This window comes from Halorubrum sp. 2020YC2 (assembly GCF_018623055.1).
Lineage (GTDB): Archaea > Halobacteriota > Halobacteria > Halobacteriales > Haloferacaceae > Halorubrum.
Map to the genome: position 1 here is coordinate 1072705 of NZ_CP076019.1, position 22061 is coordinate 1094765.

Sequence of the window (22061 nt, forward strand, 5' to 3'; positions counted from 1 at the left end):
GTCCGCCGAGCGCTACTCGGCGTCGGCCTTCTGCTGGATCTCCTCGACGATCTCGGGGTTCCGAAGCGTGCTCGTGTTCCCGAGCTCCTCGCCGTCAGCGATGTTCTCCAGCAGGCGACGCATGATCTTCCCGGACCGGGTCTTCGGCAGGTCGGGGGTGAACACGACCTGTTCGGGCCGCGCGATCGGACCGATCGCGTCCTCGACGCCCGCGACGATCGCCTCGCGGAGCTCGTCGTTGCCCTCGTAGCCGTCCTCGGTCGTCACGTAGGCGTACACCGCCTCGCCTTTGATGTCGTGGTTCCCGCCGACGACGGCCGCCTCCGCGACGCCCTCGACGCCGACGATGGCGGACTCGATCTCCATCGTCCCCAGCCGGTGGCCGGAGACGTTGAGCACGTCGTCCACGCGCCCGAGGACGGTTATGTAGCCGTCCTCGTCGATCTTCGCGCCGTCCTCCGGAAAGTACACCCAGTCGTCGGGGTCGTCGCTGTCGGTGTCGGAGTACTCCGCCCAGTACTCCTCGATGTAGCGCTCGTCGTTGTTGTACAGCGTTCGGAGCATGCCGGGCCACGGCTTCTGTACCGTGAGGTAGCCCGCCTTCCCCGGCTCCACCTCGTCGCCCAGCGTGTCGAGGATCTGAACGTCGAGTCCCGGCAGCGGCGGCCCCGCGGCGCCGGGCTTCATGTCTTTCACGCCGGGCAGCGTCGTCACCATCATCCCGCCCGTCTCCGTCTGCCACCAGGTGTCGACGACGGGGCACTCCTCGTCCCCGATGTGCTGGTAGTACCACTTCCACGCACGCGGGTTGATCGGCTCGCCCACCGTGCCGAGCAGCCGCAGCGAGGAGAGGTCGTGTCGGTCCGGGAACTTCGACCCCCACTTCATGAACGCGCGGATCGCGGTCGGGGCGGTGTACAGCTGGGTCGCCTCGTGCTCCTCGACTATCTCCCAGAGGCGGTCGCGCTCCGGATGGTCGGGCGTCCCCTCGTACATCATCGTCGTCGTGCCGAGCGCGAGCGGCCCGTAGACGATGTACGAGTGACCGGTGATCCAGCCGATGTCGGCCGAGCAGAAGTACGTGTCATCCGGCTTGATGTCGAGGACCGACCGCGAGGTCCACGACACCCACGACATGTAGCCGCCGGTCGTGTGTTTCACGCCTTTCGGCTTCCCCGTCGTTCCCGAGGTGTACATCAGGAAGAGCATGTCCTCGGCGTCGCGGGTGACCGGCTCGACCTCGGCGCCCTCGTGTTCGGCCACGAGGTCGCCGTAGTCGATCTGGTCGTCCCCGAGGTCGTGACCGAAGTCGTCGCCGTTCGGCCCGAGCCGGTCGACGACGACCGTGGTCGTGTCGTGCTCGACGTCCGCGAGCCCCTCGTTCGCCTTGTCGAGGTGGTCGAGGGGGTCGCCGCGCCGGTAGTAGCCGTCGCAGGTGACGAGGTACTCCGACTCCGCGGAGTTCATCCGCGTCGCGAGCGCGTCGGCCGAGAACCCGGCGAAGACGACGCTGTGGGGCGCGCCGATGCGGGCGCACGCCAGCATCGCGATCGGCAGCTCCGGGATCATCGGCATGTACATCGTTACTACGTCGTCCTCCTCGACGCCCCGCTCCCGAAGGGCGGCCGCGAACTCGTTCACCTCGCGGTGAAGCTCTTCGTACGTGTACGTGCGGTCGTCCTCGTCGACCGGCTCGCCCACCCACTCGATGGCCGCCTCGTCGCCGCGCTCGTCGAGGTGTCGGTCGAGGCAGTTCGCGGACGCGTTCAGCTCGCCGCCCGTGAACCACTCGTAGAAGGGCGGGTTGCTGTCGTCGAGCACTTGGTCGTAGTCGGTTTCCCACTCCAGCAGGTCGGCGGCCGCCTCCCAGCACTCGGGCCAGTTCTCCTCGAACTCCTCGTATATCTCCGGGTCGGAGACGTTCGCCTGCTCGACGAACGACTCCGACGGCTCGAATACCTCCTGTTCCGCCAGCCTCGCTTCCAGTTGGCCGTCTCCCTCTGTCATGGTACGGTCGTATCCAACCGATATCGGCATATAAACGCTGGCGCTAAATACGAAAAATCGTGATGGATCGTCGCCGGTCCGGCCGGGGCGGCGCGCTCACCCGTCGGTGCGGACCGCGCGCTCCTCGCCGTCGCGGACCGACCGCTCCGCCGCCTCCTCGAAGACGCCGTCGAGCAGGGCGCGCTGGGCCTTCCGGAGGTGGTTGTGGAACGTCGGGGACGAGACGCCCATCGCGTCGGCCACCTCCTCGGCCGTGCTCCCGCGCGGCCAGTCGAAGTAGCCGCCGTGGTACGCCGCCGACAGCGCGGCCCACTGGCGGTCCGTGAACCGGTCGGCCACGCCGTCCCGCAGCGACGACTCCGCCCGCGGCGAGCGCGCGACCGACTCCTTGCTGGCGAGTCGGACGTCCGCGAACCGGTCGCGGAGGCCGTTCGCGACGGGCCTGACGTTCGTCCCCTCGGGGAAGTCCGCGACGACGCGGACCCGGCCGTTGGCGGCGGACGCGTCGCGGACCGTCGCGCCGTGGTCGACGAGCGCCCGGACCAGCGACCCGCCCGCGAGGCGGAGCGACGCCGAACAGCCGTCCTCGCGGGTCTCTATCACCCGGAAGTCGGAGACGCCCGCCGCCGACTCGACCACCGCGGCGAACGCCTGCGGACCGGCCCCGTCGACGGAGAGGTACGCCCGAGAGACGTCGTCGTCGACGTCGACGGTCGACGCCAGTTCGATCCGGCAGTCCAGTCGCTCGCTCGCGCGGGCGAGGAACGCCCCCTCGTCGGTGGTGCGGAATTCGACCTCGGTGACCGCATCGGAGTGGAGCAGCTCCCGCCACCGGTCCGCGGTGACCGCCCGACCGAGGCATCCCCCGAGCGCCGCGAGCGCGCGCCGCTCGGCCTCGTCGGTCGGGTCGCCGTCGGCCGCGACGACGCAGAGCGCGCCGTGAACGACGCCCTCGTAGGCCGCCGGCACCGCGACCGCCGGTCGTTCCCCCGTCTCCTGAGCGCCGTCGGTCGCGACCGGCGCGCCGTCGGCTATCGCGTTCGCCCCCGGTCCCTCGGCGGTCGCGCCGCGGTCCGCGAGCGTCTCGCGGTCGACGCCCGCCGCGGCGGCGACGTCGGCCCGCTCGCTCCCGACCGCCCGGCGGACGACCCAGGCCTCGGCCCAGCGGTCGGCCTCAGTCAGGCCGGCCGGGACGGCCGCGACGGGGTCCGCCGAACCGGGGTCAGCGAGCGCCTCGAACCCGGGTAAAACGGCCGTTTCGGTCGGCGTCGCGGCCGCCTCGTCGCCGTCCTCGCCGGCTATCGTGGCCACGAGCGCCTCCCCGTCGAGCGGGTCGAGGTAGGGGTCGAGCGTCCCGAGCGACTCCCACCCGCCCGCGTCCCGGACCGCCCGAGGGTCGACGTCGCGGTCGACGAGCAGTCGACGGGCGAACGTCTTCCGCAAGAGGTTGGGGGTGACCCGCTCGCCGAGCGCGGCGTCGGTGAGACCGGCCGCCCGCGCAGCGGTGTCGCTCACGATCATCTGGACGCGACGGGGAGAGACGTCGACGTACGGGTCGCTCTCCCGGAGCCCCTCGCTCGTCGCGTACCGGTCGAGGTCGGCGGCCAGCGACGGCGGAACGACGGTCTCTCGGTCGATCGGTTCGTCGTCCGGCGGGGCCGACGCCGCCTCTCCGCCCCCGCCGTTCCCGCCGTCGCCGGTCGCGGGCACCGCGAGGACGCGGGCGCTCGCGACGGACTCCGCCTCGCGGAGGTGTCGGGGAGCGACGCGGGTGATCTCCTCGGTCCTGAGTCCTGCCTCCCCCGCCAGCCTGACGACGAGCGCCGCGCGATACGTCTCCGCGGCGGTGACGAGCGCGTCGTAGGCGTCCGCGTCGAGATAGTCGACCATTCGTTTCGGAACTCAACGGAGACCCGAAACAAAACTGTACCGGAGGTTCACCTCTCGACCGTCCAGACCGAATAGATCGCTCGGAGCGACACGCCGGAGCGCTTTACCCGTGTCGTTGGTTTCGGATTTTCAGTCGGTTCCGAAACGAGCGATGGGGGTCACTCCGCGGCGCCGACTCCCCATGACACGTGGTCCCATAGCCGCTCGTAGCCGTAGTAAGTGAGCGTCTTTACGGCGTTGGTTACGAAGCCGATGCTCGCTGCCTGTCCCACGTCTCCGACGACGAGCCACGCGACCAGAACTGTGATCGTCACCATCAACGCCCGATAGCAGAGGGTCTTGACGACCGCGCGGCGCCGAGCGTGGACCGCGTCGCGCGAGAAGACGTTCGCACCCATGCCTTCCACTTCGGCCGCCACCGGTAAGTAACCGGTAGTCATATCTCAACCGGTAGGAAGTAATTACTATTGGTTTCTCCTTTCGCGAACGGTCGACTCGATTTCGCCCACGACCTCCGGGTTGCGGAGCGCGCTCACGTCCCCGAACTCCTCGCCGCGGGCGATGTCCTCCAAGAGCCGCCGCATGATCTTCCCCGAGCGCGTCTTCGGGAGTTCGGGGGTGAACACGACCCGGTCGGGCCGGGCCACGTCCCCCACCGCGCTCGTCAGCCGGTCCCCGATGGCCCCCCGGAGGGTCTCGTCGGGCTCGACGCCGCTCTTGGTCGTCACGTACGCGACGATGTTCCCGTCGTCGTCGCCCACGACCGCGGCCTCGGTCACGCCCGCGGCGTCGACGATGGCCGCCTCCAGTTCGCCCGTGTTGAACCGCTGTGCGCGGACGTTGATCACGTCGTCGACGCGCCCGAGGATCGTGACGTAGCCGTCCTCGTCGACGGCCGCGCCGTCGCCGGTCCGGTAGCGCCAGCCGTCCTCGCCGTTCAGCCAGTACTCCCGGAGGTAGCGCTCGTCGCCCTCGCGGAGCCCGCGGAGCATCCCGGGCCACGGGGACGCGAGCGTGAGGTAGCCGGACTCCCCGGGCTCGACCGCCTCGCCGTCCTCGTCGACGACGCGGGCGTCTATCCCCGGGAGCGGCGGACCGACTTTCCCGGGCTTCATCGGGGTGACGCCGGGAAGCGTGGCGAGCGCGATGGCGCCGGTCTCGGTCTGCCACCACGTGTCCACGACCGGCGCGTCGCCGCCGCCGACGTGCTCGCGGTACCAGCGCCACGCCTTCGGCGTGATCGACTCCCCGACGGTCCCCAGGAGTCGGATCGACGAGAGGTCGTGCGACTCGGGGTACTCCGCGCCCCACTTCATGAACGACCGGATCGCGGTCGGGGAGGTGTAGAAGACGCTCACGGCGTTGCGCTCGATCAGGTCCCAGACGCGGTCGCGGTCGGGGTAGTCCGGCGACCCCTCGTACAGCACGGTCGTCGTCCCCGTCGCGAGCGGGCCGTACACGCCGTAGGAGTGCCCGGTGATCCAGCCGATGTCGGCGGCGCACCAGTAGGTGTCGTCGGGCCGCACGTCGAGCACGTTCCGCGTCGTCCACGCGACGTGCGCGAGGTAGCCGCCCGTCGCGTGCTCGACCCCCTTCGGCCGCCCGGTCGTCCCCGAGGTGTACATCACGAAGAGGAGGTCGGTCGCGTCGCGCGCGACCGGCTCCACCGTCTCGCCGTCGTGCGCGTCGACCAGCGCGCCGTACTCGTGTTCGTCGTCCCCGAGCGAGACCGACAGCTCGTCGCCGAGGCGGTCGACGACGACCGCGGCCGAGAGCTCCTGATCGGCCTGAATCCGGGCGTTGTCCGCCTTCGACTTCTGGTTGAACGCGTCCTCCCGGCGGTAGTAGCCGTCGCAGGTGACGAGGTACTCGGAGTCGGCGGCGTCGATCCGCGTGGCGAGCGCCTCGGCCGACAGCCCCGCGAACACGACGTTGTGCGGCGCGCCGATGCGCGCGCAGGCCAGCATCGCGATCGGGAGCTCCGGGATCATCGGCAGGTACAGCGTCACCACGTCGCCCTCCTCGACGCCGAGGTCGCGGAGCCCCGCGGCGACCGCGTTCACCTCGCGGTGGAGGTCGAAGTAGGTGTACGAGCGGCGCTCGCCGCGCTTCCCGAACCACCGGATCGCGAGCTGGTTCCGCCGGTCGTCGAGGTGGCGGTCGACGCAGTTCGCCGCGGCGTTGAGCTTCCCGTCCGGGAACCACTCGTAGAAGGGCGGCTCGGAGTCGTCGAGGACCGTCTCGTACTCGCGGTCCCACGTCAGGAGGTCGGCGGCCGCGCGCCACGCGTCCGGTCCCTCGCGGTCGAACCGCTCGTACACCGCCGAGTCGCTCGCGGCCGCTCGCCGCCGGAACTCGGCCGGCGGCGGGACGACGTCTTCGCCGCCGTCGACGAACCGACCGTCGCTCCCGGGGTCGTCCATGACGTCCCATGGCCCGCGGAGAAACCTATACTTTGTCCGGCTCCCCGCCGAGCGAGAGCGACCCGATGTCGGGTCGGCCGCGCCCGGCGACCGCTCGGCGGGAGGGTCGGCCGGCGGACGCTCAGACGGACTCCTCGGGCGGCGCCGCCGAGATGTCCGCCGCCTTCGCCCGGGCGCGGGCGACGATGGAGGGCTTCGCCTCGAAGTCGACCGTCACCTGGTCGCCCGCGTACGTCTCCTCGGCCACGTACCCGTGGTCGTGGACCCACGAGACGAGGCTCATCGCCTCGTCCGAGACGGGGAGGACGAGCCGCTCGCGCTCCCAGTCGGGGAGTTCGGCCTCAACCCGGTCGCGGAGCTCGGCCACGCCCGCGCCCGTCTTCGCGGAGACCGCGACCGGGTCGGGCGCCACGCCCGAGAGCGCCGCGCGCTTGTCGGCCAGCTCGCCCGGCTCCAGTCGGTCGACCTTGTTGAACACGGTGACGACGGGCGCCTCGTTGCGCTCGTAGAGGGTGTCGTGGCTCGTGACGAGCTTCTCGCGCATCTCCTCGACGGGCTCGCTGGCGTCGACGACGAGCAACACGAGGTCGGCGCGGTACACCGAGTCGAGCGTCGACTCGAACGACTCGACGAGCCAGTGGGGGAGGTCCGCGATGAAGCCGACGGTGTCGGTCAAGAGCACGTCGCGCTTCTCCATCTCCGCCCGGCGGGTGGTGGTGCCGAGGGTCGTGAACAGCATGTCCTGCGACTCGGCGGTGGTGTCGAGGTCGCGGTGGCGCTCGGCGTTCTCGTCGACCGCCAGTTCGTCCGCGAGCCGGCGCATCAGCGTCGACTTGCCGGCGTTGGTGTAGCCGGCGAGCGCGACCAGATCGAAGCCGGAGTCGCGGCGCTGCTCGCGGCGCGCCTCCTCCTTCTCGGCTATCGACTCCAGCTCGTCGCGGATCTCCGATATCTGGCGTTTGATGTCGCGCTCGACGCTCTCGTCGTACTCGCCCAACCCCATGAACCCGGGCCGCTCGTCGCGCTTCGCGAGGCTCGCCTTCGCCTCCGCGCGCGGCAGCTCGTACCGCAGCTCCGCGAGCTCGACCTGGAGCTGCGCCTTCCGGGTGTTGGCGCGCTGACCGAATATCTCGAGGATGAGCGTGAACCGGTCGACGACCTCGACGCCCTCGGGGAGCTTCCCCCCGACGTTGAACGTCTGGTACGGTCCCACGTCGTTGTCGATTATCACCGACCCGGCGCCGGTGCGGCGGACGAGGTCGCGAAGCTCCGCGACCTTCCCCTCGCCGAACATGAACGCCGCGTCCTCGGTGCGGGTCTGGGTGAGTTCCCCGGCCACGTCGTAGCCCGCGGCCGCCGCGAGCTGTCTGATCTCGGAGAGGTCGGCCTCCCCGGAGTCGACGCGCTTGGCGACGACTGCGCGGCGTCTCTCGGCGCCCGACTCGCCGTCCGCCCGCCCGGCGTCCCCGCTCATCGGAGGAAGTCCCGGGCGGCGTACGCGGCGTGGTGTGCTGCCTGCACTGTCTCGCGCTCGCCTATGCTCTCGACGTATTTAAACTCGGGCTGGAAGCTGGGCCCGACCCTGGCCGCCGGCTCCTCGTAGAACTCGCCGCCCTCCGCGACGACCGGTCCGTGGGGCGGGGCCGGGAGGTCCTCGACCGCCTCGGCGGCGAGCGCGACGGTCGCCTCCAGCGTCGGCCCCTCGCGCGCGGCGGCGAAGCCCATCCCCTCCACCGACCGTATCCGGGCGGAGTCGACCCGCGCGTGGACCGCGGCCGCGACCATCAGGTACTCGCCGTCCTCCTCGTGGCGGCCGCTGATGTCCACGCCGACCACCTCAGGGGCGGGCGTCGCTCACCACGGTTCGGCCGGTCCGCGCGTCCGCGTCGGGCGCCTGTGCGTCCATGCCAGAGCGTTGGTCGCCCGTCGAATTGAACGTTTCCGTGCGGCCCCCGCGTCCCCGCGCGACTGGGTCCGAAGCACTCGGCCGGTCAGTCCCGCAGGCCGTCGACGACGGCCGCGATCCGGTCGACCGCCTCGTCGACGTCCGCCTCGTCGACATCGAGGTGCGTGGTGAACCGCGTCGCGTAGTCGTCGAACTCGACGCAGCCGACGCCGGCGTCCTTACAGGCCGCGTAGAGCGACTCCGACGGGATGCCGGCGTCCTCGGTGTGCGCCACGACGATGTTGGTGTCGGGCGCGGGCGCCTCGACGCCGTCGAGGGCGTCGAGTCCGGCCGCGAGCCGCGCCGCGTTGGCGTGGTCCTCCGCGAGGCGGTCGACGTTCTCCAGCGCGCGGAGGGCCGGCGCCGCGATCATGCCGGCCTGCCGCATCCCGCCGCCGAACAGCTTGCGGACGCGGCGCGCGTCCTCGACGAACGCCTCGTCGCCGGCGAGGATCGAGCCGACGGGCGCCCCGAGCCCCTTCGAGAGGCAGAAGGTGACGCTGTCGACGGGCGCGACGACCTCGCTCGCGTCGACTCCGAGCGCGACCGCGGCGTTGAACACGCGGGCGCCGTCGAGGTGGACCGGCACGTCGGCGTCGCGCGCGACCTCGGCCGCGGCCGCGAGCCGGTCGACGGGGACCGCGACCCCGCCGCGGTAGTTGTGGGTGTTCTCTAAGGAGAGGAGTCCGGTCCCGGGGCGGTGGAGGTCTTCGTCGACGAGGCCCTCGCGGACCGCCTCCGGCGTCGGGACGCAGCGCTCGCCCGCGTCGATCGTCCGCGTCTGGACGCCGGAGAGCTTGGCCGCGCCCGCCAGCTCCCAGCGGTAGATGTGCGACTCGCGCTCTAGGAGAAGCTCCTGGCCCGGTTCGGTGTGGGCGTGGACCGCGATCTGGTTCGCCATCGTCCCCGACGGGACGTACAGGGCGGCCTCCGTGCCGACGGCCTCCGCCGCCCGGCGCTCCAGTTCGTTGACCGTCGGGTCGTCGCGGTACACGTCGTCGCCCACCTCGGCGGTCGCGGCCGCGTCGCGCATCCCCTCGGAGGGCGTCGTGACGGTGTCGGACCGCAGGTCGATGAAGTCGTCGTCGGACATCCGTTACGGGTCGTTCAGGGGCGGCGGGCATATATCCCGCGCTCGGCCGCGCCGCGCTCACCGCGACCGACGCGACGACAGGAGCGGCGCGCCGGGGAAGTGGCTCCCGCCGATCTGGACGATCCGGAGTCGGTCGGCCAGCAGGTACAGGGCGAGCGCGCCGAGGACCGTCGCCGGCGTCGCGCCGAGGTGCCAGAACGCCGCGGCGACCGACGCCGGTCCGGAGGCCGCGAGCGCCTCGCGGACGCCGCGGACCGCGGCGAGGACGACCGGATGGACGACGTAGATCCCCACCGCGTACGCGCCCCACGAGGGGAGCGGCGTCCCCGCCCCGAGCGTCGGCCGCGACAGCAGGAATAGGAATATCGAGAGAGCGAGGAACGCCGTGAATATCCCGTAGCTCGGGGCGAAGACGTACGAGCCGAACGCCTCCCCGCGGAGCGGGTAGCCGAGCAGCGCGAACTCCGCGAGCTGGAGGACGGCGAAGCAGCCGACCAGCCCCAACAGAATCGGGCTCAGCTCCCGCGACGGCGTCCGGTCGCTGCGAGCGACCGCGTACCCGAGGCTCACGTAGAAGAAGCCGAAGAAGAGCCCGTCCCGGACCTCGAAGGGCACGTCGACGAACATCGTGTAGCTCGTCCCGAGGAGGCCGACGGCGTGGAGACACGCCGCGACGGCCACGAGGGCGGCGGTCGTCCGCTCGGTCGTCGCGAAGGCGGCGACGAGCGCGAGCGACACCAAAAGCGCCGGGAGGAACCAGAGGATCTCCGAGACCGAGGTGCCGTAGTACAGCAGCTCGACCGGGTCGAGGAACTCGGCCACGCGCGTTCCGACGGCGGCGAGGAGCGGGCGACCGGCCGCCGTGTCAGACGCCACCCGTCCGCCGAGGAACGCCGGCGCCGCGAGCGCGAGGCCGAACGCGTACAGCGACCCGATCGAGACGACCCGGCGGGAGAGGTACTCGCGGGGGTCCCGGTCGACCGTCTTGGCCGCGAAGAAGTAGCCGGACGCGAGGAAGAAGAACGGCACGGCGAACCGCGCGGTCGTCTTGATCCCGAAGTTGACCGCGTTGCCGGCGGCGCCGAGCCCCTGAAACGGGTCCGTGTGGATCAGCACGACGGACACCACCGCCACGAGGCGCATGGCGTCGAGGCTGTGGACGCGATCGGTCATCGCCGTCGCTCAGCGGCGCGCGATATTGACCGTTTCCACTCGCGCGCTGGGGCGGACGCGAACGGTGGCGACCCGCGCGATCCGAGGGGTTCCGGGTCCGGTCCCTTCTTAACGACCGGGATCGATCCGTAGCGTATGGCTACGGAAGCCGCGCCAGACGACGCAGCCGACGCACCGGACGCCTACGACGCCCTCCTCGACCGCGTCCAGCGGTGGAACGCGGTCGGCAGCGCCTCGGGGGTCCTCGGCTGGGACCAGCAGGTGATGATGCCCGAGGGCGGCACCCCGGCCCGGTCGAAGCAGCTCTCGGCGCTGTCTTCCGTCCACCACGACATGGTCACCGCCGACGAGACGGGCGAGCTGCTCGACGAGCTCGACGACGCCGACCTCACGGACGAGCAGGCGGCGGTCGTCCGCGAGGTCCGCCGCGAGTACGAGCGCGCCGACGCCGTCCCGGTCGAGCTGGTCGAGGAGATATCCGAGACCGGCTCCGAGGCGCTTCAGGCGTGGGAGGAGGCGAAGGCCGAGGACGACTTCGACGAGTTCGCTCCCTACCTCGAGAAGCACGTCGAGCTGAAACGCGAGTACGCCGAGCACATCGACCCCGACCGCGACCCCTACGAGGTCCTCTTCGAGGAGTTCGAGCCGTGCCTCTCGATGGAGCGCGCCGAGTCGATCCTCACCGAGCTCCGCGAGGCGCTCGTCCCGATGATCGAGGAGATCCGCGAGTCGGACGTCGAACTCGCCGTCGACACCTTCGAGGGCACGTTCCCCGAGGAGGATCAGGAGGCGCTCTCCCGGGAGGCGCTGGAGCTCGTCGGCTACGACTTCGAGCGCGGCCGCCTCGACGTCTCCTCGCACCCGTTCACCTCCGGGAACCAGTTCGACTGCCGCGTGACGACGCGGTTCGACGAGACGGACCCGCTCGGCGCCGTCGGCTCGACGATCCACGAGTTCGGCCACGCGCAGTACAACCTCGGGCTGCCGCAGGAGCGGTTCGGCACGCCGCTGGGCGAGTCCCGCGACCTCTCGGTCCACGAGTCGCAGTCGCGCCTCTGGGAGAACCACGTCGGGCGCAGCGAGGCGTTCTGGCGGGAGTTCCTCCCCGTCTTCCAAGAGCACTTCCCGCAGACCGAGGAAGCGACGGTTCGGGACGCCTACGAGGCGTTCAACCAGGTGTACGAGGACAACCTCATCCGCGTCGAGGCCGACGAGCTCACCTACCACCTCCACATCGTCATCCGGTTCGAGATCGAGCGCGACCTGATCCGCGGCGACCTCGACGTCGAGGACGTGCCCGAGGTGTGGAACGACAAGTACGAGGAGTACCTCGGCATCCGGCCCGACACCGACAGCGAGGGCTGCCTCCAGGACATCCACTGGAGCCACGGCAACTTCGGCTACTTCCCCACCTACTCGCTCGGCTCCGTGATGGCCGCCCAGCTGTTCGAGGCCGCCGAGGACGACATCGACGACCTCGACGGGAAGATCGCCGACGGCGAGTTCGACGACCTCCACGACTGGCTCGGGGAGAACGTCCACCGACACGGCTCGCGCTACGAGACGAACGAACTGGTGGTGCGCGCGACCGGCGAGGAGTTCTCGGCGGACGCCTTCCTCGACTACATCGACGAGAAGTACGGCGAGCTGTACGGGATCTGAGCCAGTTCGGACCCGTCGAGGGACTGGCTTCCGACCGTCACACAGGAGCCTTTCGACCGCGGACTCGGCCGACTAGCGGGGCGTCCGAAAGGTCCGGATGGTGTCCCGCTCGCCGCTGACGACGTCGACCTCGACGAGGCCGAGCGAGGTGAAGACGCGGTTCCAGTCGCGGTAGTAGAGGGGCGTGTCGTCGTCGACGTAGTTCACCTCCGGGTCGGCCGAGGCGTCGCGGGTCGGTTCCTCTATCTCCGCCGTGACGAGGAGGTCGTCGGTGATCCGGGCTATCTCCTCGAACACCCACTCGACGTCGGGGTGGAGGTGTTGGAGCGTCTCGACCGAGTACACCGCGTCGAACTGCCCGTCGTCGAACTTCTCGACGAGGTCCTCTATCGGGCCGCGGTGAAACGTCCCCCCGGCGGCGAGTTCGGGGTAGGCCTCCCGCATCGTGTCGAACGCCCCGGCGTCGATGTCGACGCCCGTGAGGTCCTCGTAGCCGTGGTTCGCGAGGTGTTCGAGGTGCCGGCCGGAGCCGCACCCGAGTTCGAGGACCGCCGCGTCGCGGCGCAGGTGCTCGTCGAGGGCCTCGCGGATCAGTTCGCTCGTCTCGTTGGGACCGTAATGCGCGTAGTACGCCGGCGAGTATTCGCCCGTCCGGTTCGTCCACGACTCTCGGACGGTGTGAGGTTCCACGTGTACCGACTCGTCCAGCGGGGGAAAACGCCGTCGGACGACGTCCGAGGTCGAGCGACCCCGGGTTCGGCCCGGGAGCGGCCCGCGTTCAGAGCGGGTCCGTCTCCCGGGCGCCCGCCTCGAACGCACCGACCGTCTCGACGGCGGCCGCGCCCGCCGCGTTGCCGATCGCCGCCAGTTCGCGGAGGTCCGAGACGCCCTCGCGCCGCGCGGCGAGGACCGCCCCCGCGAACGCGTCGCCGGCGCCGGCCGCGGTGGCGACCGAGACCGACGGGGGCGCGGCGGTCGCGCGCTCCCGTATCTCCCCGTCGTCGACCCGTATGGCCCGGGTCGCGTCGCCGCCGTCGGTGAGAAACGCCGTCGCGGAGTGGTCGGACGGGAGCAGTCCGAGCAGTCCGGTCGGGGTCGGCTCGACGCCCGCCACGGCAAGGTCGTCCGTGCCGGCGAACAGCAGGTCGCAGTACGGGAGGACGTCGCGCAGCGCGTCCCGGTAGGCGACCGCGGTGTCCCACTGATTGCGGCGCCCGTTGAGGTCGAACGCGACGCGGGTGCCGCGCTCCCCGGCCGCCCGGGCGAGGCGACGGACCGCCGTCCGGTTGACTTCGGCCGGCAGCGTCACCCCCTCCAGAAGGATCCAGTCGTACGGGGCCACGAGCGACGCCGGGTCCTCCGGCGGGGTGAACCCGTAACAGCTCCCGGCCACCCACGCGTCCCACTCCCCGTCGCCCGCCGTTCCGGTGTACAGCGTCAGCGGCGAGGGCGCGTCGGCCCGCGCGACGCGGGACGCGTCGACCGGCCCGCTCGCGAGCCGCCGGGCCGCCGCCGCTCCCAGGGCGTCGCTCCCGACGTCGGTCACCAGACTGACCGCACAGCCCGCCGCCGCGGCCCACCGCGCGGCGTTCGTCGCCGTGCCGCCGACGTGCCACTCGAGGCCGCTCCCCGTCGCAACCGAGCCGCCGTCGGCTGGATACAGGTCTATCGTCGCGTCACCGACGACGAGCAGCCCGCGGGGTCCGTCGTTCGCTGTGTCGCCCACTATCGGGTCGTCCGCGCGTGACGCGGATGAATCTACCCATGACCTCGGCTTCGATCGGTGGCCGCGGACTGCCGGCTCGTCGGACGGGTCTGGCGCGCGCGGCTGTGGATATTTCTGGCGGGAGACCGTCCCTTCTACCGACATGACACAGACGCCGCCGGAAGTGGAACTCAAGTCGGACCTGACCGACGACGTGGCCTTGGTCACGGGAGCGACCCGCGGCATCGGGGCCGAGATAGCCGCGGGGCTCGCGGACCTCAACGCGACCGTGTACGCGGGGGCGCGAGACCCGGCCGACGTGACCGCGGCGGACCAGCGCGCCGTCGAGTTGGACGTGACCGACGACGGAGAGATCCGAGCGGCGGTCGACCGGATCGAGCGGGAGCGGGGGTCGCTCGATATCCTGGTGAACAACGCCGGGGTCTTCCCCCGGTCGGGACCGCTCCACGAGATGGACGACGCGGAGTTCGACCGGACGATGGCCGTGAACCTCCGCGGTCCGGTCCTGCTGACGAGGGCGGCGTTACCGCTGCTGGTGGACGAACCGGGCGGGCGCGTCGTCTCCATGTCGTCCGGGCTCGGGCAGTTCACGGAGGGGCAGATGGACGGCGAGTACCCGGCCTACCGGCTGTCGAAGGTGGGTCTCGGGGGGTTGACGGCCTACCTCGACGGCGAGTACGGCGAGCGGGGGCTCGTCGCCAACGCCGTCTCCCCCGGGTGGGTTCAGACGGACATGGGCGGGGAGCGCGCGCCGCGCTCGCCGTCGAAGGGGGCCGAGACTCCGGTGTGGCTCGCCCGGTTCGCGCCGGGGAGTCCGTCGGGCCGCCTCTGGAAGGACCGCGAGCCGATCCCGTGGTGACCCGGGCTCATCCCAGCCGGAACCCGGTCATCAGGACGATCAGCGCGAGCATCACCGCGCCCTCGAACAGCCCGACGATCAGGTTCTTCTTCTCGATCGATTCGAGCCGCGAGGCGTCCGGGTCCGGCGACAGCGTCTCGTAGTACGCGCTGAGCTGGAGCCGATGCGGCACCGCCAGCCCGAACGCGAACAGCCCCCAGCCGACTCCGAGCGCGAGCCCCGACCACGTCCCGCCGAAGCCGTAGCCGAGCCCGAGGTCGGGCGTCAGCAGGACCGTTCCGGACAGCACCGTCGTCAGCGAGAAGCCGACGAGGAAGAAGACCGCCTTCGGAATCAGCGCCCGGTTCACCGCCGCCGTCGCCTCCTCGTCGAGGCCGCCGAGCGTCGGCCCGATGATCGCGGGGAAGATGAGCGCGAAGCCGAACCACACCGCGCCGGCGGCGACGTGGGTGTAGAAGAGCAGTTCGGTGCTCGCGAGCGCGACGCTCGCCGCGAGAAACGCCAGCGGCACGAGGAAGCTCCCGGCCGCGAACGCCGGGTTCGCGGCGTCCGCGAGGTGACGAACCCGTTCGAGGAATCCCGACTCAGCGACGCGACCGCCGTCTTCGGTAGCGACTGCCATGGACGCCGGATCCGGAGAGTCCGTCAAATGCGTTCTGGTCGACACGATCGCGGCCGGTTCCGCGCGGTCGCGACGCGCTCACGGGACCGCGACCGCGCTCACTTCTCGATGATGCTCTCCTCGACGGCTTCGCCGAAGTGGCGCGCGACGTCCTCGTAGTAGACGAGCGCCTCGTCGCCCGGCTCCACGTCGGTGACGGCCTTCCGACCCTCGCTCGTGGCGATCTTCACGGTCTCGGCGTTCTGGATGAGCGTCTCGATCCGGTCGGTGCCGTCCTCCGTCTCGACCTCCGCCTGGATCCGGAACATCGGGCGCTTCTCGATCTTCACCCGGCCTACGACCGCCTCGCGGGTGTAGCCGTCGGTGTCGACGACCTGTACCTCGTCGCCGCTCGACAGCTCCGCGAGGTAGTTGGTGCCGCCCTCCGCGTTGCGGACGTACGCGTGGACCGCGCCGGCGTTCACGCGGAACGGGCGCGAGGCGACGTACGGCGACTCCGCCGTCTCGGCGTGGACGAAGAAGAGGCCGCGCGACATCGAGCCGACTAACATTCCCTCGCTGTCGTCCATCAGCGACCCGGTGTCGATGCAGACGCGGTCGGCCATCCCGGTCTGTTCGATCTCGGTCACCTCGGCGTGCCGGAGGTCCAGCGTCTCGCGGTCGGCGGCGTCGCGGGCCTCGACCGCGCCGCGGATCTCGTCGGGCGAGTCGGCGTCGAGGAGGACGCCGTCTGCGCCGATCTCCAGCGTCTCGAAGGCGGTCCGGGCCTCCGCGGCCGTCGTCGCGCCCGCGACGAGGTGGGTCTCATCGCCCACTCGCGCGATGAGGTTCTCTAAGGGGATGATAGACCAGTCTTCCCCGACGATCACGGTGAAGTCCGCGTCGGCGGCGGCCTCCTGCGCGAACTCCTCGTACTCGGTGCCGAGGACGCGGACGTACGCGCCCTGCGCGCGGTCGTCGCGCCGGCGGAGCGTGGTCAGGTCGGCCGAGCCGGAGAGGTCCTCGGGCATCGATATCGTCCCGTCGCCCTCGCCGCCCTTGCCGACGAAGTAGGCGTCGGCCTCGGCGTCGCTCTCGGCGTCGTCGATCACGTCGGCGTCCGAGCGGAACGCCGCGACGTTCACGTCGCCGAGCTCCCGGACGCGCCCGACGTCCCCCTCGTCGACGAGCAGCCAGTCGGCGCCGGCCTCGATGGCGGCCGTGACCCGTCGCTTGCGCGCCTCCCAGTCGCCGACCGCGCCGTCGGCTTTGACCCAGACCGTGCGTGTCATTGTCGAATCCTCACGGCGCGACGGCTTGAAAACTGCGAAAGGAACAGCGGGCCGGGCCGCACCGCGGCCCCTTGGTCGGGTGCGGTCCGACCTCAGTCCTCGACGAACCCCCGATTCACGCCTCGACGAACCCGCCCGCCCGCAGCGCCTCCTCGACCGAGGCGTCGTCGTGGACGACCGCGGAGACCGCGCGGGCGATCCCCTCCGGGTCGTCGTGCTGGAAGATCGACCGCCCCATCGACACGCCGGCCGCGTCGCCGTCCATCGCGCCGCGGACCATCTCCACCGTCTCGCGGTCGGTGCCCTTCGAGCCGCCGGCGATGACCACCGGCAGGCGGGTCGACTCCGTGACGCGAGCGAAGGAGTCGCCGTCGCCGGAGTAGCCCGTCTTCACCACGTCGGCGCCGAGCTCCTCCGCGAGCCGGACGGCGTGCCCGAGCGACTCGGGGTCCGTGCTGTCGACGCCCGGGCCGCGCGCGTACGCCATCGCGAGGACCGGCAGGCCGAGCCGCTCGGCGTCGGCGGTCAGCTCCGCCAGCTCTTCGATCTGGTCCGGCTCGTACTCCGAGCCGACGTTGATGTGGAAGGAGACGGCGTCGGCGCCGGCGCGGACCGCGTCCTCCGCGGTGCCGGTGACGCGCTTGTCGCTCTCGTCGGGACCGATCGTCGTCGAGCCGTTGAGGTGGACGATGTAGCCCGCGCCGTTCTTGTTCCCGTGGACGCGGGGCGCGATTCCCCGCTGGGTGAGCACCGCGTCCGCGCCGCCGCTGGTGACGCCGTCGATCGTCGACTCGACGTCGACGAGCCCCTCGACGGCGCCCATCGTGATCCCGTGGTCCATCGGGACGATGAGGTATCGGTCGTTCGTGGAGATGCGGTCGAGTCGTGCCGAGAGTCCTGCTGTCATGGTGAGATGGGTCGTTGTGTGAGCGTGTGGCAATCGGAGGTAAATCGGTTTCGTTCGGGGACGTATTGGTCCGGTTCGGCTCAGGCGGACTCGACGGTCTCCGCCCGCGAGCGGTAGCCGCGCTCGGCGCCCTCCTTCAGCTCGCGGGAGAGCGCTTCGAGGCGGTCGGCGACGTCGGCGGTCGAGCGGTCGTTCTCGACCCCGTCCGCGACGACGTCGACGAGCGCCGAGCCGACGATGATCCCGTCGGCGCCGCCGGCGACGATCCGCTCGGCGTGCTCGCCGGTCGAGATGCCGAACCCGACCGCCTTCGGCACGTCGTACTCGCGGAGCCGGTCGAGGCTCTCCGTGGTCTGGTTGGAGACGTCGTCTCGGGCGCCGGTGGTGCCCAGCCGGGCCTGGACGTACACGTACCCCGACACGCGCCCCATGAGCTCGTCGAGGCGGTCGCCGCGCGTGGTCGGCGCGACGATGAAGACGAGGTCCAGGCCGAACTCGTCGCAGGCCTCGCGCAGCGGGTCCGCCTCCTCGCCCGGGAGGTCCGGGACCACCAGTCCCTCGATGCCCGCCGCGGCGGCGCGCTCGACGAAGGGTCGCGGGCCGGTGCTCGCGGCTTCGCCGCTCGCTTCCGAGGCGCTCCGCGCCTCGCTATCTCCATACTGGTAGATCAGATTGTAGTACGTCATACAGACCAGGGCGGCGTCGACGTCCACCTCCTCCGCGAACGCGAAGAACCGGTCCGGCGTCATCTCCGCGTCGAGCGAGCGGACGAGCGCCTCCTGTATCGTCGAGCCCTCCGCGATCGGCTCTGAGAACGGGAGGCCGAGCTCGATCACGTCGGCGCCGCCGCGGTCGAGCGCCTCGACGTACGCCTTCGAGGAGTCGTAGTCGGGGTCCCCGACGACGAGGTACGGGACGTAGGCGGGCCCCCCGTCGAACGCGGCGGCGATGGCCTCGGAGTTGCCCATCTACATCCCCCCCGTGAACATCGACATGTCCGGCGCGTTCGCCACGTCGCGCTGGTCGGTCTCCTCGATGGCGGCGTCGAGGTCCTTGTCGCCGCGCCCGGAGACGTTCACCACGACGCGCTCGCCGAGCTCCTCGTGGTGCTCTTCGAGGTAGCCGAACGCGTGGGCCGTCTCCAGGGCGGGGATGATCCCCTCGGTGTTCGAGAGCCGGTGGAACCCCTCCAGCGCGGCGTCGTCGTCGACCGCGACCGGATCCACGCGGCCCTCGTCGACGAGGTACGCGAGCTCCGGGCCGACGCCGGCGTAGTCGAGTCCGGACGAGATCGAGTGGCTCTCCATGATCTGCCCGTCGGAGTCCTGAAGGAGCTTCGTCCGCGCGCCGTGGAGGACGCCCTCGTCGCCGGTGTACAGCGACGCGGAGTTCGGGGCGACGCCCGTCTCCTCGTCGACTTCGAGCGTCGAGCCGCCGGCCTCGACCGCGTGGAGCGCGACGGACTCGTCGTCGACGAAGTCCGCGAACGTCCCCATCGTGTTCGAGCCGCCGCCCGCGCAGGCGACCACGTCGGTCGGGAGCCCGCCCGTCCTCTCGATGACCTGCTCGCGGGCCTCCTCTGAGATGATCGCCTGGAAGTCGCGGACCATCACCGGGAACGGGTGGGGGCCGACGATCGACCCGATCACGTAGTGGGTGTCCTCGACCGTCTCCGCCCAGTCGCGCATCGTCTCGGAGATGGCCTCCTTGAGCGTGCCGCGGCCGGTCGTGACCGGCTTCACCTCGGAGCCGTTGAGCTTCATCCGGAACACGTTGGGGCGCTGGCGGTTGATGTCGCGCTCGCCCATGTAGATCGTACAGGGCATGTCGAGGTGCGCGGCCGCCATCGCGGTCGCGGTGCCGTGCTGCCCGGCGCCGGTCTCCGCGATGATGCGCTCCTTGCCCATGTACTTCGCGAGGAGGACCTGCCCGAGCGCGTTGTTCAGCTTGTGCGCGCCGCCGTGGAGGAGGTCCTCGCGTTTGAGGTACACCTCCGTGTCGTAGCGCTCAGAGAGCCGGTCGGCGCGCTGGAGCGGCGTCGGCCGCCCGCCGAAGTCCGCGATCCGCTCCCGGAACTCGTCCATGAAGCCGTCTTCGTTGTTCAGCACGTAGCGCTCGTAGGCGTCGGCCAGCTCTTCGATGGCGGGCATCAGCGCCTCCGGGACGTACTGGCCGCCGTAGCGGCCGAACTTCCCGTCGTCGCGCCCGCGCTCGCGGCCGGGCCGTCGCGAAAGCTCTCCAACTTCGCTCGTCGATGATTCGGTCTCGCTCATGTGGGTGTCTCCGTGGTGTCGGTCGTGTCGTCGAGTGTCGGGTCCGCGTCTGCGTCCTCGTCCGCCTCCGCCCGCGTCATCGATCGGGTGTTCGCCTCGACGTCGCCGTCCATGATGGCGCTCCCGACGAGCAGGGCGTCGGCGCCGGCCGCGCGCATCCGGCGGACGTCCGCGGGCGATCCGATGCCGCTCTCCGCGATCAGGCTCACGTCGTCTGGGACGTGGGGCGCCACGGACTCGAAGGTTCCGAGGTCGACGACCAGCTCCGCGAGGTCGCGGTTGTTCACGCCGACCGTCGTCGCGCCCGCGTCGAGGGCGCGTTCGAGCTCCTCGCGGTCGTGGACCTCGACGAGCACCTGAAAGCCGCGGTCGCGGGCGGCCGCGAGCAGGTCCGGGAGGTCCTCGCCCACGAAGCGGGCGATGAGCAGGACGACGTCGCTCTCGACGGCGTCCAGCTGCGCCTCGTCGACGACGAAGTCCTTCCGGAGGACCGGTACGTCGACGGCGTCGCGCACGCGTTCGAGGGTGTCGACGCTCCCGCCGAAGTGCTCCGGCTCGGTGAGCACGCTCAGCGCCGCCGCCCCGCCGGCGACCATCCCCTCCGCGAGCGCGACCGGGTCCTCCTCGTGGGTCCCGTCGGTCGTCGGACTCGTCGGCTTCACCTCCGCGATCAGCGGGACGCGACCGTCGGCCTCGGCCCGCTCGAACGCGGCGGCGAGGTCGCGGGGCGACGCCGAGACGGTCCCTCTCGCCCCCTCGTTCGCGCGCTCTCGGGCGGCCGACAGGATCGATCTGACCGCCGGCGCCAGCTCGTCTGGATCGTCCATTACTATACACTAATGTACGTATCTGTTCATAAGGCTTGCGGGGACCGCGGCGCTCGACCGGGTGTCGTTCGACCGCGGGCCGCTCGACCGCGGGCCGCTCGACCGCGGGCCGGTCGACGAGACGTTCCGGGCGCGAGGCCGGTATCTTGAAATAAATGACCCTTCCAATGAAGGGTATGAGTGTGTCGGGCACGTCCGGCGTCTTCGCTCGGGAGTTCGACGAGATCGGCCGCACCGTTCAGGTGGGCTTCGCCGGCGGTCGGGTCATCTCGGTGTCGTTCCCGGGGGAGCCGCCGGCGGACGCCGACGGCGACCACGACCTGTTGGACCGGATCGGGGCGTACCTCGACGGCGAGCGCGAGGAGTTCCCCGAGGTCGCGCTCGGGCTGACGGTGCCGACCGACCGGCGAGAGGTGTTGGAGTCGCTCCGGAGCGTGCCGTACGGCGAGGAGGTGTCGGTGAGCCAGCTCGCGCGGCTCGGCGGGTTCGACCCCGACGACGCCGACGACCTGGAGGTCGTGACGGGCGCGCTCGCGGACAACCCGATCCCCATCCTGCTCCCGGACCACCGGGTCGTCGGCGGACCGCACGCGACGCCGGGCGACGTCCGGAGCGCGCTCCGGCGCGTCGAAGGAGTATAATCGGCTCTCCGGTCCCGGACTCGCCGTCTCTCCGATCGCGAACTCGCCCGGTCAGATCTCGAAGTCGGGCGTGTCGAACGCGCCCTCGTCGGCGTCGACGTCGTAGCTCTCGATCCCGGTGAGCGCTAACTCGAGCGTCGCCTCGGCGTCCCACCGCCCCGTGTTGATGACGAGGTCGTAGATGGACCGGTCGCTCAGGTCGATCCCGTAGTAGGAGTTGTACCGCTTCTCCTCGATGACCTCGCGGACCTGCATCTCGGAGGTCATCTCCGGGCGCTCGGCGGTCCGGTCCGCGCGGACCTCGTCGGGCGCGTCGAGCCAGATCCGGATGTCCGCGCGGTTGCCCGCGATCCAGCCCGCGAGCCGCGACTCCAGCACGAACGCCTTGTTCGCGGTCCCCCACTTCTCCGCGATCCGGCGGAGCCGCCGGTCGAGCGCGCGGTCGATCTCCTCGGACTCGCCGGTCTCGGCGATGAGCTGGGAGAGGCTCATGTCGTGCTCGGCCGCGATCTCGCGGAACAGTTCGCCGCCGGAGACGTAGCCGCAGTCGAGCGACTCGGCTATCCCCTCGACGAGCGTGGTGGCGCCGCAGCCGGGCGGCCCGGAGACGGTGACGAACAGGTTCCGGTCGATCCGTCTGTCGGGCTCCGGCGGCGTTCCGCTCATGCGTGTGGCGTCACGGAAGCGCGGCGGATAAACGGGTCGGTCGCGCGAAGTTCCGCGGGGCCGACGGACAGCGGTC

At 71.0% G+C, this 22061-nt stretch carries 20 protein-coding genes; 3 read left to right on the forward strand and 17 right to left on the reverse strand.

Annotated features, from left to right (window positions below):
• Window positions 1-12: 12 nt before the first annotated feature.
• From acs (KI388_RS05265) to KI388_RS05300, 8 genes are all read right to left on the reverse strand, one after another.
• On the reverse strand, window positions 13-2007 hold the full coding sequence (gene acs, locus KI388_RS05265; RefSeq protein ID WP_215088315.1) for an acetate--CoA ligase: 1995 nt from the start codon (window positions 2005-2007) through the stop codon (window positions 13-15).
• A gap of 96 nt (window positions 2008-2103) precedes the next feature.
• Window positions 2104-3897 (reverse strand): bacterio-opsin activator domain-containing protein, encoded by a 1794-nt coding sequence (locus KI388_RS05270; protein WP_215088316.1) that lies wholly within the window; start codon window positions 3895-3897, stop codon window positions 2104-2106.
• A gap of 158 nt (window positions 3898-4055) precedes the next feature.
• Entirely contained in the window at window positions 4056-4295 is a 240-nt protein-coding gene (locus tag KI388_RS05275) for a DUF2061 domain-containing protein (RefSeq protein ID WP_215088739.1), read from the reverse strand.
• Window positions 4296-4361: 66 nt separating this feature from the next.
• On the reverse strand, window positions 4362-6320 hold the full coding sequence (gene acs / locus KI388_RS05280; protein WP_215088317.1) for an acetate--CoA ligase: 1959 nt from the start codon (window positions 6318-6320) through the stop codon (window positions 4362-4364).
• Between the two features lie 121 nt (window positions 6321-6441).
• Window positions 6442-7794, reverse strand: coding sequence for a GTPase HflX (gene hflX / locus KI388_RS05285; protein WP_215088318.1), 1353 nt, complete (start codon window positions 7792-7794; stop codon window positions 6442-6444).
• Complete coding sequence (locus KI388_RS05290; RefSeq protein WP_215088319.1) at window positions 7791-8147, reverse strand: DUF2209 family protein; 357 nt, start codon at window positions 8145-8147, stop codon at window positions 7791-7793. Before KI388_RS05290 ends, hflX begins: the two co-directional genes overlap by 4 nt.
• A 164-nt stretch (window positions 8148-8311) precedes the next feature.
• Entirely contained in the window at window positions 8312-9358 is a 1047-nt protein-coding gene (locus KI388_RS05295) for a low specificity L-threonine aldolase (protein WP_215088320.1), read from the reverse strand.
• 57 nt (window positions 9359-9415) lie between these two features.
• A complete protein-coding gene (locus KI388_RS05300; protein WP_215088321.1) occupies window positions 9416-10531 on the reverse strand; it encodes an acyltransferase in 1116 nt (371 codons plus the stop codon).
• 135 nt (window positions 10532-10666) lie between these two features.
• On the opposite strand from KI388_RS05300, the gene KI388_RS05305 reads away from it, so the two are divergent.
• The gene (locus KI388_RS05305) at window positions 10667-12193 is read left to right on the forward strand and encodes a carboxypeptidase M32 (protein WP_215088322.1); all 1527 of its coding nucleotides are present in this window, start codon (window positions 10667-10669) and stop codon (window positions 12191-12193) included.
• A gap of 72 nt (window positions 12194-12265) precedes the next feature.
• On the opposite strand, the gene KI388_RS05310 is transcribed toward KI388_RS05305, so the two are convergent.
• Window positions 12266-12883, reverse strand: a complete 618-nt coding sequence (locus KI388_RS05310; protein ID WP_215088323.1) for a class I SAM-dependent methyltransferase — start codon at window positions 12881-12883, stop codon at window positions 12266-12268.
• Between the two features lie 88 nt (window positions 12884-12971).
• The gene (locus KI388_RS05315) at window positions 12972-13919 is read right to left on the reverse strand and encodes a PfkB family carbohydrate kinase (RefSeq protein WP_251133217.1); all 948 of its coding nucleotides are present in this window, start codon (window positions 13917-13919) and stop codon (window positions 12972-12974) included.
• Between the two features lie 142 nt (window positions 13920-14061).
• Here KI388_RS05315 and KI388_RS05320 point away from each other — a divergent pair, with 142 nt between their 5' ends.
• A complete protein-coding gene (locus KI388_RS05320; RefSeq protein ID WP_215088325.1) occupies window positions 14062-14778 on the forward strand; it encodes an SDR family NAD(P)-dependent oxidoreductase in 717 nt (238 codons plus the stop codon).
• A 7-nt stretch (window positions 14779-14785) separates the two neighbouring features.
• On the opposite strand, the gene KI388_RS05325 is transcribed toward KI388_RS05320, so the two are convergent.
• The 6 genes from KI388_RS05325 to trpC form a co-directional block, all read right to left on the reverse strand.
• Entirely contained in the window at window positions 14786-15400 is a 615-nt protein-coding gene (locus tag KI388_RS05325) for a hypothetical protein (protein WP_215088326.1), read from the reverse strand.
• A 98-nt stretch (window positions 15401-15498) separates the two neighbouring features.
• Window positions 15499-16671 carry a 3-dehydroquinate synthase II gene (locus tag KI388_RS05330; protein WP_215088327.1) on the reverse strand — a complete coding sequence of 391 codons (1173 nt, stop codon included), beginning with the start codon at window positions 16669-16671 and terminating at the stop codon, window positions 15499-15501.
• Between the two features lie 115 nt (window positions 16672-16786).
• Window positions 16787-17578: a 2-amino-3,7-dideoxy-D-threo-hept-6-ulosonate synthase gene (locus KI388_RS05335; protein WP_215088328.1), complete on the reverse strand. Its 792-nt coding sequence runs from the start codon at window positions 17576-17578 to the stop codon at window positions 16787-16789.
• 80 nt (window positions 17579-17658) lie between these two features.
• Entirely contained in the window at window positions 17659-18546 is an 888-nt protein-coding gene (gene trpA, locus KI388_RS05340) for a tryptophan synthase subunit alpha (protein WP_215088329.1), read from the reverse strand.
• Complete coding sequence (gene trpB / locus KI388_RS05345; RefSeq protein ID WP_215088330.1) at window positions 18547-19851, reverse strand: tryptophan synthase subunit beta; 1305 nt, start codon at window positions 19849-19851, stop codon at window positions 18547-18549.
• On the reverse strand, window positions 19848-20678 hold the full coding sequence (gene trpC / locus KI388_RS05350; protein WP_215088331.1) for an indole-3-glycerol phosphate synthase: 831 nt from the start codon (window positions 20676-20678) through the stop codon (window positions 19848-19850). The genes trpB and trpC overlap by 4 nt, the downstream gene beginning before the upstream one ends.
• A gap of 176 nt (window positions 20679-20854) precedes the next feature.
• Here trpC and KI388_RS05355 point away from each other — a divergent pair, with 176 nt between their 5' ends.
• On the forward strand, window positions 20855-21319 hold the full coding sequence (locus KI388_RS05355) for an MGMT family protein (protein ID WP_215088332.1): 465 nt from the start codon (window positions 20855-20857) through the stop codon (window positions 21317-21319).
• A 51-nt stretch (window positions 21320-21370) separates the two neighbouring features.
• Here KI388_RS05355 and cmk read toward each other — a convergent pair whose 3' ends face one another.
• Entirely contained in the window at window positions 21371-21985 is a 615-nt protein-coding gene (cmk, locus tag KI388_RS05360) for a (d)CMP kinase (protein WP_215088333.1), read from the reverse strand.
• Between the last annotated feature and the right edge of the window lie 76 nt (window positions 21986-22061).